Genomic DNA, 11,994 nt, shown 5'->3' on the forward strand with positions numbered 1-11,994 from the left:
TTTAGTTATGTTGGGAAATCAGAATAAAAATCAAGGAGACTTCAATTTAAAAAAACACATAACCACATACACTCGACATTGGATTTGGTTTATTTTAAGTTGTATTATTTGTTTTACGTTAGCTTTTTTCAAGTTAAGATATACAACTCCAGAATACAATGCCTATGCTAAAATAATGATATTAGACGAGGAGAATTCTTCTGCTCCAGCTAATAACGTGTTGAAAGATTTAAAAAAATTCTCTGGTGGCAATAATACAAAGGTAGAAGACGAAATAGAGGTTTTAAAATCTAGGAGTTTAATGGAGAGTGTTGTAAAAAAGTTAGATTTAAATATTCAGTATTCTATCGAGGGAAGGTTTCACAATACACAATTCTTCCCAAATTCAAAATCCCCGATCAAAATCAATTTCATAGAATCAGACTCTATAGTCTATTCATCTAAGCTAAGTATTAATTTAGAAATTATTTCTAACACAGATTTTAATTATAACTTTAAAAAAGATGAACCACTCCAAAAAGGATCTTTTGGTAGAAGTATTGATTCTTCAATTGGAAGTTTAGTAGTTACTCCTAGAGAAAAAGATATTTCTGCTTATATAGGACAAAGAATATTCGTTAACATAAATCCAACTTATAAAATAGCTGAATGGTATTCTGGAAAAGTAGCAGTAGCTCAAGCGGCTGAATTTTCTAAAATAATAAATTTATCTTTAAATGACGCTTCTCCTTTAAAAGCGAAAATGGTAATTGATACTCTTATTGCAGAATATAATAGAATGTCTATTAGGGAGAAAAATAAAAAAGCTAAAAATACTGCTGATTTTATTGATGAAAGGGTAAACCTTATTGCATCAGATTTATCAGAAGCAGATGATAAAATTGAGCAGTTTAAAACTGGTAATAAGCTAACTAATATTGTTTCAGAAGCTGATTTATATATAAAATCTAATGCACAAGCAGAGAGAGATTTAGATGCAAAAAGAACTGAATTAAACAAGTTAAATTATGTAAAGAATATTATTGATGAAGATGATTCTTCATTTTCTCGTATCCCTGAGAATATAGGTTTTGAAAATAACTCAACGAATTTAACAGCCCAAAAATACAACGAGCTTTTAGGAGATAGAGATAGATTATTGAAAAGCTCTAACGAGAAAAATCCTGTAATAGTAAATTTAGATCAACAGCTTGAGAATCTAAAAAATAGTTTAAGGCAAAGTATTGATAATTCTTACAAATCTATTTCTTTTGAAATAAGAAGTCTAGAAAACACTTCTAGTAAACTTAATTCAAAAATATTTGCAGTACCAGGTCAAGTTAGAAAGTCTAGAGATATTGAAAGAGAACAAGCAACAAAAGAATCTTTGTATCTTTATCTTTTAGAAAAACGAGAAGAAGCTGCAATTTCTTTAACATCAACTTCTCCAAATGCTCAAATTATTGATAATGCATATGGAAGTGGTATGCCCGTATCTCCAAAGAAAAGTATAGTATATCTTGCATCAATTATATTGGGTTTGTTAATTCCATTTGGAATAATATACACAAAAGACTTTTTAGATAATAAAGTTCATAATAAAGAGGATTTAGTCAACACTTTACAAGGTATAACCGTTCTTGGTGAAATACCAAGATTAACAAAAAGAGATAAGCTACTTATTGAAAAAAACGATCGTTCAATTTTATCTGAATCTTTTAGAATTATTAGAACAAACGCCGATTATATTCGTAAAGGTAGAAAAGTTGAAAATTACAATAATGTAATTTTTGTTACATCTACTATAAATGGCGAAGGTAAATCGTTTTTTAGTATGAATATGGCTTTAACTATGGCAAATACAGGAAAAAAAGTTTTAGTTATTGGAGCAGATGTAAGAAATCCACAGATTTTCCCAGCTATAAAAAAAGCATTGAACACTAAAGAAATAAAGAATGGACTCACTGAATTTTTGGTTGATGATACCATTAACGTAAAAGACGTGGTAAATACACATTTAATAAACGATATTAAGGTAGATGTTTTATTATCTGGTAAAGTACCACCTAATCCTGCTGAGTTATTAATGGGCGATAGGGTTAAGGAGTTGTTCGATAACGTATCGCAAGAATACGATTACGTAATTGTAGATACAGCCCCTTCAATGCTAGTTACCGATACTATATTAATTAGTCAGTATGCTGGACACACCATATATCTTACAAGAGCAAATTATACTGAGAAAGAGATATTAAATTTTGCTAAAGAATTACACGACGATAAGAAATTGAATGGTATGATGTTAGTGGTAAACGATGTTAAACAATCAAACTTTGGCTATGGTGCCAAATACGGGTACTATGGAACACCACCAAAAAAACGATGGTTTTCATTTGGAAAATCATAAAAACAAAAACGCCCGTTACACTAGTTTAACGGGCGTTTTTGTATCATATACTCATTGCTTATTCTAGGTAAAATTGAAAGGCTTCTATAATAAGAGATTCTTCTACTAAGCAATCAATTTTTGTTTTCCCTATATCTTCTAGTAAAACAAAATTTATATTACCATGTGAGTTCTTTTTATCGTACTTAAGGAGTTCTAGTATTGGTTTGTAATCACTGTCTTCAAACTCAACTTTACCGTAATACTTTCGCAGTAACGTTTTAATGCTTTGTGTTTTTTGTTGAGGAAAACCAACTAATTTTTCAGATATGTAGAGTGCTAGCACCATGCCTATGGCTATAGCTTCACCATGTAATAAATCGGTTTTATGTGTATTGCTTAAAAAATAAGATTCTATGGCGTGTCCTAATGTGTGTCCGAAATTTAAGGTTTTTCTCAATCCATTTTCAAACGGGTCTGCATCTACTACAGCTTTTTTTATAAGTACAGATTCATAAATTAAAGCATCTAGATCCTTTAATGTTAATTCAGAAAAATTGGTAAATTTATTCCAATAAGTTTCATTGCTTATTAATCCATGTTTTAGCATTTCAGCTAATCCAGACCGCATTTGTTCCGGTGGTAACGTATCTAAAAACTTAGTATCTATTAACACCATGTCTGGGGTGCTTATAACGCCTATTTGGTTTTTTAAGGTACCCAAGTCAACTCCTGTTTTTCCACCAACCGATGCATCTACCATGGCTAATAATGAGGTTGGAATGTTAATGTAGGCAATACCTCTTTTAAATGTAGACGCTACAAAACCACCCAAATCTGTAACCACACCGCCTCCAATATTTATTAACAAACTCTTTCTGTCGCCATCTAACTCTGACAAAGAATTCCAAACGCCAACGCATGTATCTATAGTTTTATGTATTTCTCCAGCTTCAATTTCTATAACCTCAATATTGTTCGCATGTTCTAAATTAGAAAGAAAGTAAGGCAAACAACACTCGTGGGTATTACTATCAACAAGAATAAATATTTTAGAAAAATTATGCTGTTTTATGTGCTGGTTTATAGCGGGGTAGCCTGCTTTATTAAAATGAATAATGCCGTTATTTGCTGTTATGGAATCCATAAATATATTTGCTTATTTCGAATGCGAAATTAAGGAGATTTTAACAAAATTGGTAGTCTGAGTATAATTATATTTGTGAAAAATATTGGAATGATTAATAGGAATACCTTTGATGATACTAAGATAGCGTTTAGTCTTAAAAATGATTCTGAACTAGAGCGCGCTTATTTTTTATTTAAAATGATATCTGTTGAACCTTTGGTGAGAATAGGTAAAGTTGCTACTAATTTTGCCATTAAAGCTAATTTGCCAATAGAAGGTTTAATTAGGGCTACTGTTTTCGATCATTTTTGTGGTGGAGTTAACGAGGAAGACTGCCTACCGGTGATTAATAAAATGTATGAAAAAGGAGTAAGTTCTGTTTTAGATTATTCTGTAGAAGGTAAGGAGAGTGAAAAGGAATTTGATAATGCCTTAAAAACCGTACTAAATATTATAGAATTTGCCAAAGCTTTAGATGCTATACCTATTGCGGTTTTTAAACCCTCAGGTTTTGGTCGTTTTAAATTATATGAAAAGAAAAATAATGGTGTAGATTTAAATGCAGATGAATTGAAAGAATGGGAGCGGGTAGAGGCAAGATTCGAAGCGGTTTGCAAAAAAGCTAAAGCTTATGATGTAGCAGTTTTAATTGATGCCGAGGAAAGTTGGATACAAGATGCCGTTGATGCTTTGGTAACCAAGATGATGAAAATTTATAATACTGAAAAACCAATAGTTTTTAATACACTACAAATGTATAGGCACGATAGAATGGCTTTTTTAAAAAAGGAGCATGCTATGGCTAAAAGAGAAGGCTACTATTTAGGTTACAAGTTAGTAAGAGGCGCCTACATGGAAAAAGAAAACGATAGGGCAAAGGAAAAAAAGTACGAGTCGCCAATTTGTAAAAGTAAGCAGGCTACCGACGAAAATTTTAATGACGCCTTACAATATATGATTAATCATTTAGACTGCATGTCTATTTTTGCAGGTACGCATAATGAGAATAGCTCTTACTTGCTAATGGAGCTAATGGAAGAAAAACATATTTTAAATAACGATCCGCGAATTTGGTTTGGACAACTATATGGTATGAGCGATCATATTAGTTTTAATCTATCGCATTTAGGCTATAATGTAGCGAAATATATGCCATTTGGCCCCGTAAAGGATGTTATGCCGTATTTAATAAGGCGTGCTGAAGAAAACACCTCGGTAGCAGGACAAACAGGAAGGGAACTTGCTTTAATTAAAAAAGAAAAAGAAAGACGTAAAAACGCTTAAGTAGTGCACATTTCTAAAAGAATTTCTCTCAAGTCATCAATATGTGTAGAATTATGTACTTTATAAAGTTTTTCTAGATTAGGGCTTAGCGCTTTTTTGTTTTCTATAAATAATATATCGCTTTCATCAGAAGGTATTAACGTTTCATAATCATTTATAATCGTTTCATGAAGTTTCTCTCCTTGGGACAATTCAGAAACTTCAATTTTAGTTGTTGCACTTTTTTTAAAAATAGCAATTAGCGCATTTGCTAGATCTATTATTTTAATGGGTTCTCCCATGTTAAAAGACACTTTACTATAGCCAGACATATTTAATTTTGATAATTTTAAAATTAAGCAGTACGCTTTGTCTTTATCTATAAACAGTCGTGTAGCATCTTTGTTGGTAATTGTTATTTGCTCGCCTTTATTAAGCTGTTTTATAAATAAAGGAACTACGGAACCATTGGATCCAAATATGTTACCAAACCTAGCCGAAATAAATTTAGTTGGTGTTGCATGTTTATCCAAACCCAACAAGTAATTTTCTGCAATACATTTAGTCATACCCATTATACCCACTGGGTTTACGGCTTTATCGGTAGAAATGAAAATAAACCGTTTTGAATTATAACTTAAGGCTAGTTCAGAGAGTGTTTTTGTGGCAAAAATATTAGTTTTAATGGCTTCAAAAGCATTATTTTCTACTATAGAAACGTGTTTACAGGCTGCTGTATGATAAATAAGAGTAGGTCTATATGTTTCAAAAATATGTGTGATACGCGGTTTATCTTTTACATCAGCTATTACAAACGCTATATCTTTTGTAGTTTTGGTATCTACATCTTGCTTTAAAAAAAACAGAGGCGTCTCCGCATTATCAATTAAAATGAGTTTTTTAAATTTACAATGTATTAATTGATGCGTTAAACCGCTGCCAATAGATCCTGCAGCTCCTGTTATTAGAATTGTTTCTTCTGAAAAATCGTATTGGTTATTTTTATGAACTATTGGACTACTAGAATTTAGAAGTCCAGAGTTTTCCAATAATTGTTTTATCCTTTTAAAAATAAGGGCATCCATTAAGATAAATTATTATAGTACATGGAAAAGTATTAATAATACGATATTCCAAGGTCGTTAAAATAATTACTTAGCTACAACCCTATATATTGTTATAAATATTAGTTTTAAATCTAATAGAAAATTTCTTTTTTTAAGGTAAAGCTTGTTAAAACGAAGTTTATCAGGAATAATGGAATTTATAAAATAATCCTCTGGATCTTTAGCTTTTTTCAACAACTCTACTTCATTTCTATATTCTAAGGAGGCAAGCCCAGTTATACCAGGTCTTAGTTTAAAAATCACTAAATCTTCAGGTTTATAAAAGTTTACATAATATCTTAACTCTGGTCTGGGGCCTACAAAACTCATATCTCCCTTAATAATATTTATAAGTTGTGGAAACTCATCAATTTTATATTTTCTTAAAAAAAATCCAACTTTGGTAACTCTAGCGTCGTTATCCCCTATAGTTAATAATCCCTTTTTTTGAGATTTAACAAACATGGTTCTAAACTTATAAATTTTAAATGTTTTTTGATGTTGTCCAACACGTTCCTGGATAAACAAAACAGGACCTTTAGAATCGATTTTAATACTAATTGCAATGAGTAATAGGAGCGGAAAGAGTACAACTAAACCTAGTAATGCAAAAACAAAATCGAATACGCGTTTTATCATTTTTGAAAGGATACATTTAGTATTTTAACAATACTATCACAATTTTCAACAGATATTTCAATGTCTTTTTCGTTCAGTTTATTCTCAATTATGTAAATGCCGCAAGGTTCTTGCCTTGGAGTGCTTTTAGAAAAGTTTATATCTCCAGATTTTAGCAACGCACTAATATTAGCGCTGTCTAAAACGTTTAGGATAGTGTTTGAATATTTAAAAGGTTTGGAGTTGATATTTTTTAAAACCCTTGCTTCAGGGCCGTAGGCACAGGACGTTTTTTTTCCGTTCAAAAAAAAAGCCAAAATAATTAACCCTAGTGAAAATCCGCCTAAGTAGTAGCCTATGCGCTGTATTAGTTTCATTTAAAATAGTTGCGTTGGGTATGGCAGATTAAAAAATTAAAAGGTTTATATCGCTGTGTTTTAAATCAAACCATTCACCAACAGATTTGTTTGTTAGAATACCGTGGTAAAAGTACAACCCATTTTTTAAACCTTTATCAAATCTTAAAGAATTTTCTATACCACCGTCTTCGGCAATTTTCATTAAATAAGGTGTAAAAATATTGCTTATAGAAATTGAGGCACTTCTGGAATACCGGGCAGGTATATTGGGCACACAATAATGTATTACCCCATGTTTAACAAATGTTGGTTCTATATGCGATGTTACCTCACTAGTTTCAAAACAGCCACCCATATCAATACTCACATCAATTACTACAGCACCTTTTTTCATGTTCTGAACCATACTTTCAGTAACCACTATTGGTGCTCTGTTAATGCCTCTTACGGCGCCAATAACGACATCGCATCGCTTTAAGGCTTTCAGCAGATTTTTAGGTTGAATAGTTGAAGTAAATAACGATCTTCCTAAGTTAGTTTGAATACGCCTAAGTTTAGAGATAGAATTATCAAACACCTTAATACCAGCACCAAGCCCAATAGCACTTCTTGCAGCATATTCGCCAACAGTACCTGCACCCAAAATAACAACCTCAATAGGTGGTACGCCACTAATATTGCCTAACATTAAACCAGCACTATCTTTTCCTTTTGATAATAATTCTGATGCTATCAATACAGATGCAGTACCAGCAATTTCACTTAACGAGCGAACCGCAGGATAAGTGCCAGCTTCATCTTTTATAAATTCGAATGCTAAGGCAGTAATGCGTTTGGCAGCTAGCGTTTCAAAATACTTTTTGGTTTGTGTTTTTAGTTGCAAAGCTGAAATTAATATTGCTTGCGGGTTCATAAGTTTTATTTGCTCCAAACTTGGTGGTTCCACTTTAAGCACCATGGGGCAAGCATATACCTTAGATGTATCGCTAGAAATTTCTGCCCCTGCCTCACTATAATCTTTATCACTAAATCTCGCCCCTTTACCCGCGCCAGATTCCATTAATACTTTATGGCCATTACTTACTAAAGCAGAGACAGCATCTGGTGTTAAGCATATACGGTTTTCTTGGTAGGTTGTTTCTTTAGGAACACCTATAAAAAGTTGGCGCTTATGCTTAAAAATTTCTAGTTTTTCTTCTTGGGGAAGTAGTTGTTGCTTTGTAAAGGGCGACAAGGATTGCGACATGGTTAATAGTATTTAATAAAATTGAAATTACAAATATTTTTGGGTTTACAAATGTTTTGAATACTAATTATTTATCAATCTAAAATATGAGTAGTTGGCTTGTAAGAAATTATTTTAAACACAATACGGTATTCGCATATCATTTTTTAATTTAATTATCATAGTTTTGTATTGTACATATTGCTTATGCCTACAAAGTTTATATCTCTTTTTTTATTGCTATTATCTTTTTTAGGATTCTCTCAAACCTATACGGTTGAAGGGATTGTAAAAGACCAAGCGTATACCCCCATAGCCTATGCTAATATTATCTTGGAGGATGCTGAAAATGAGAATTTATTATTAGGCACCACTACAGACGAACAAGGTTTTTTTAAGTTTAATGATCTAAAACCTAAAGTTTATAATTTGACAATAAGTTTTTTGGGGTTCGAAAAATTTTCAACCAAAATAAACTTACTCGGTAATGTAAATTTAAAAACGGTAATTCTAGAAGAGCAAAAAGAAACGCTTGATGCTGTTGTAGTATCAGCAAAACGCCCTACAGTAAAGCGTTTAGTAGACCGTCTTGTTTTTAATGTTGAAAATTCTACACTTTCTAATAGTAATGTGTTAGATGTGCTTAAGCATACACCGGGTGTTATTGTAAGAGATGGCTCTATTTCTGTAAAAAACACACCTCCTGTGGTTTATATTAACGACAGAAGGGTGCATCTGTCGGCTGATGAAGTACAGCAATTATTAGAAGGAACTCCCGCTAATAATATAAAATCTATAGAGGTTATTACAAATCCGCCTGCTAAGTACGATGCCGAAGGTGGTGCGGTTCTTAATATAAAAACTAGTAAAAACATTATTGCAGGCTACCATGGGAGTGTTTTTGGTAGTTATAACCAAGGATTTCAATTTCCTAAGTACGCCTTAGGTACCAGTCATTTTTTTAAATCACAAAAATTGACTGCCTATATAAACTATAACATAAGTCCACGAAAGGATTTTAGAAATAATTTAGAGGACATTAATTTTATTGAAAATAACAACACAGTATCTAGTTGGGAGACAGATTATAATAGGGATAGAGAGTCTGCCAACCAAAATATAACGGGTACCATAAACTACGATTTTAACGATAAAAACAGCTTAAACTTTTCTGCAAACACTTTAATAGCACCAAGAGCGAATTCTATAACCAGTGTGAATAGTTTAACCGAAGTTTTTGGAGCTAGTAAAGTATTAGATTCTTCGTTTAGAACATTGAATAATTTGGTTTCAGAAAAATTTAACCTTGCGTTTTCGCTAGGATATATTCATAAATTTGAAAGAGAAGATGAGCAAATTTCAATAGATTTACATCATACTAGTTATGATTTTTCTGAATTTCAGAATGTAGATACAGACTATTTTTTACCACAAGCATCTTCGTCTTTTAGAGAAAATAGGTTTCAAACATTTTCCAATCAGAATATTCAACTAACCACAGGGCAAATAGATTATGTCCTACCATCTGATAATGGTTCTGTGTTTGAAGCTGGTATAAAGGCCGTTAGTATAAATTCAGATAACGTTTTAGACCAATTTTTATTTAATAATGGTAATAGGGAAGAAGATATAAACAATTCTGATATTTTTATTTACGATGAAAAAAATTATGCAGGATATGTAAGTTATGAAAAAGACTGGGAACAATGGAGTTTAAAGGCAGGCTTAAGAGTAGAGCGGACTGAAACCAAAGGGGAGTCGTTATTATCTAATTCAATAAATACCAATAATTACACGAATTTATTTCCTTCGTTTTATGTGTTGAATAGACTAAAAAATGATGACGAAATATATCTTAGTTACAATAAACGTATCTATAGACCAAGGTATAGAGAGTTAAATCCTTTTAAATATTACTTAAATGATAATGCCTATATAACAGGAGACCCAGGTTTACTGCCCGAAATAGATGATAGTTTTATTTTAGGATACACTATAAATAGTACCTATACTTTTGAACTCTATTATCGTTATGAAAAAAATCCAACCTTAGAGCTACCTATTCAAGATAACGAAAACAGATTGCTTAAAAATATATTTACCAATATAGACCATAACGAATCTTATGGCTTAGATTTTACAACATATACAGGTATTACCAAGAGCTGGAATCTTTATGTGTTATCGTCTTTGTTTTATTATGAAAACAACTTTTTTGCAGTTGGTACAAATAATGAACTTGTAAGTAATGAAAGATGGTCTGTATATGCAAACGTTATAAATTATTTTAGTTTCCTAGAGGATAATAGTTTAACCGCCGATATTGGTGTAGACTATATTAGTTCTTTATTTTTAGGCCCAAGTGAAATAAGCGGAAGGTTAGGGGTAGATATTAATGTAAACAAAACATTTTGGAATAATAGAGCCTCGTTAAACATAGGTGTAAGAGACCTATTTAACACAAGAAATTTTACACAAACCACAAAATACTTAAACCAAGATTGGTTTGTTGATAGCAATATGGAAAACAGGCTATTAGTAGTTGGGTTTAATTATAAATTTGGCAACTACAGGCTTAATGTTAAGAAAGACGATATAGACCTAATTGAGCGCGATAGATTAGAAAAAGAATAATGATTTGTACATTATAATTTAGTATGCTCTAAAAATATTGCTTAATTTTTTCCCAGAAGTTTTTTGGGGATATTTTAAATTCCGCTTCAAGTTCCTCAAGCGATTTAGAAGCTTCATTTATTTTATTAAAAATTCTAGCTCTTATCAAATATATAGAAGGTACAATAATAGCCATGATTGGAATCATATAATAAAAATGCATTTCATCAAATACTCCAGCTCCATCATTATATATAGATATTATTTGATAAATATACATAAAAATTGGAACTATTAATGCATGGTACCACCAATGTCTATTGGTGAAAAACCAAATTAGTAATAACATCAGAGGTACAGCTTTACCAGTAAAAATCCACATAGCATAATTAGCTGATTCCCAATCCCCACTATCATAAGAAAATAAAAAAGTGTTCCAAACTCTTTCGTTTGGAACACTCTGGTATAAATTGAATAGGAAAGGAGTAACAGCTAACAATGTAGCTATAATACTACCTAATACTAAACTTTTTTTACTAACCTTTGGTTGGGATTTTACCAAGTTTTCTTTCAATTTTTGCTGTCTGTTCTTCATTTTGATCAAATGAGTTAGCTGTATTAGCTAAAAACAACATACCTCCGAAAATTGCTGCTGCAATTACATACTTTTTAATTTTCATTTCTTTAAGGGATTTAATTAATTAATTATCCCAAATGTATATAATGACTACGATAGCGAATGTGCTAAAATGTTAAAATTATGTTAAAAACGCTGTTTTTTAAAATTCTTGCTGTGGCTTTCCCGTAATCTTAATTAAAAAGTGGAAGTTATGTTGGTTTATGCATATAATTTTTGCTTTTCGCTTAAATTTATATTTTAATTTTTTACTTTAATTGTTCTTAGATGCTTCGTTTTTTCTTCTAAAAAAACTTCAGAAAAATCATTTTCTAAAATAGGCTTAATTACATCTGGCCATTCTATTATAATCCAATTTCCTGAGTACAAATACTCTTCAATACCAAAACTATAGGCTTCTTCAATATCTTGTATTCTATACAAATCAAAATGATATAGCAAACCATCTTTAATTTTGTACTCATTTACAATTGAAAAGGTTGGACTACTAACATCATCTTCACCGCCTAAAGCTTTAGTTATGCTTTTTACAAGTGTAGTTTTTCCAACTCCCATTGCACCTTGCAATAAAACAATTTTAGAATCTAAAATGTTAATTAGCTTTTCTGCGACTTCATTCGCTTCATGTAAAGCATAGGTTGTGTTCAATTCCTCCATTCAATTATAAGCAATATTACAT

The 11,994-nt window shown here is 31.3% G+C and carries 11 protein-coding genes; 3 read left to right on the forward strand and 8 right to left on the reverse strand.

Annotated features, from left to right (window positions below; genetic code table 11):
* The first annotated feature begins 7 nt into the window (after positions 1-7).
* Positions 8-2,386 (forward strand): GumC family protein, encoded by a 2,379-nt coding sequence (locus tag CLV33_RS10865; protein WP_105473937.1) that lies wholly within the window; start codon positions 8-10, stop codon positions 2,384-2,386.
* Between the two features lie 58 nt (positions 2,387-2,444).
* Here the strand turns inward: CLV33_RS10865 and aroB are convergent, their stop codons facing one another.
* Positions 2,445-3,512 (reverse strand): 3-dehydroquinate synthase, encoded by a 1,068-nt coding sequence (aroB, locus tag CLV33_RS10870; RefSeq protein ID WP_105473938.1) that lies wholly within the window; start codon positions 3,510-3,512, stop codon positions 2,445-2,447.
* A 90-nt stretch (positions 3,513-3,602) separates the two neighbouring features.
* Between aroB and CLV33_RS10875 the strand changes: the two genes are divergently transcribed.
* On the forward strand, positions 3,603-4,778 hold the full coding sequence (locus CLV33_RS10875; RefSeq protein WP_105473939.1) for a proline dehydrogenase family protein: 1,176 nt from the start codon (positions 3,603-3,605) through the stop codon (positions 4,776-4,778).
* On the opposite strand, the gene CLV33_RS10880 is transcribed toward CLV33_RS10875, so the two are convergent.
* The 4 genes from CLV33_RS10880 to CLV33_RS10895 form a co-directional block, all read right to left on the reverse strand.
* A complete protein-coding gene (locus tag CLV33_RS10880) occupies positions 4,775-5,842 on the reverse strand; it encodes a polysaccharide biosynthesis protein (protein WP_105473940.1) in 1,068 nt (355 codons plus the stop codon). The two genes, CLV33_RS10875 and CLV33_RS10880, sit on opposite strands and share 4 nt — an antisense overlap.
* Before the next feature lie 66 nt (positions 5,843-5,908).
* On the reverse strand, positions 5,909-6,502 hold the full coding sequence (locus tag CLV33_RS10885) for a sugar transferase (protein WP_105473941.1): 594 nt from the start codon (positions 6,500-6,502) through the stop codon (positions 5,909-5,911).
* Positions 6,499-6,858 carry a hypothetical protein gene (locus CLV33_RS10890; protein ID WP_105473942.1) on the reverse strand — a complete coding sequence of 120 codons (360 nt, stop codon included), beginning with the start codon at positions 6,856-6,858 and terminating at the stop codon, positions 6,499-6,501. The genes CLV33_RS10885 and CLV33_RS10890 overlap by 4 nt, the downstream gene beginning before the upstream one ends.
* Positions 6,859-6,886: 28 nt before the next feature.
* Positions 6,887-8,086, reverse strand: a complete 1,200-nt coding sequence (locus tag CLV33_RS10895; protein ID WP_042243469.1) for an alanine dehydrogenase — start codon at positions 8,084-8,086, stop codon at positions 6,887-6,889.
* 186 nt (positions 8,087-8,272) lie between these two features.
* Here CLV33_RS10895 and CLV33_RS10900 point away from each other — a divergent pair, with 186 nt between their 5' ends.
* On the forward strand, positions 8,273-10,699 hold the full coding sequence (locus tag CLV33_RS10900) for an outer membrane beta-barrel family protein (protein ID WP_105473943.1): 2,427 nt from the start codon (positions 8,273-8,275) through the stop codon (positions 10,697-10,699).
* A 28-nt stretch (positions 10,700-10,727) separates the two neighbouring features.
* Here the strand turns inward: CLV33_RS10900 and CLV33_RS10905 are convergent, their stop codons facing one another.
* The 3 genes from CLV33_RS10905 to tsaE all read right to left on the reverse strand — a co-directional run bounded on the left by CLV33_RS10905 (position 10,728) and on the right by tsaE (position 11,972).
* The gene (locus tag CLV33_RS10905; protein ID WP_244906423.1) at positions 10,728-11,252 is read right to left on the reverse strand and encodes a hypothetical protein; all 525 of its coding nucleotides are present in this window, start codon (positions 11,250-11,252) and stop codon (positions 10,728-10,730) included.
* Positions 11,215-11,358 (reverse strand): hypothetical protein, encoded by a 144-nt coding sequence (locus tag CLV33_RS17540; protein ID WP_170064008.1) that lies wholly within the window; start codon positions 11,356-11,358, stop codon positions 11,215-11,217. Before CLV33_RS17540 ends, CLV33_RS10905 begins: the two co-directional genes overlap by 38 nt.
* A gap of 197 nt (positions 11,359-11,555) precedes the next feature.
* Positions 11,556-11,972 carry a tRNA (adenosine(37)-N6)-threonylcarbamoyltransferase complex ATPase subunit type 1 TsaE gene (gene tsaE, locus CLV33_RS10910; RefSeq protein ID WP_105473944.1) on the reverse strand — a complete coding sequence of 139 codons (417 nt, stop codon included), beginning with the start codon at positions 11,970-11,972 and terminating at the stop codon, positions 11,556-11,558.
* Between the last annotated feature and the right edge of the window lie 22 nt (positions 11,973-11,994).

The organism is Jejuia pallidilutea (assembly GCF_002973595.1).
Lineage (GTDB): Bacteria > Bacteroidota > Bacteroidia > Flavobacteriales > Flavobacteriaceae > Jejuia > Jejuia pallidilutea.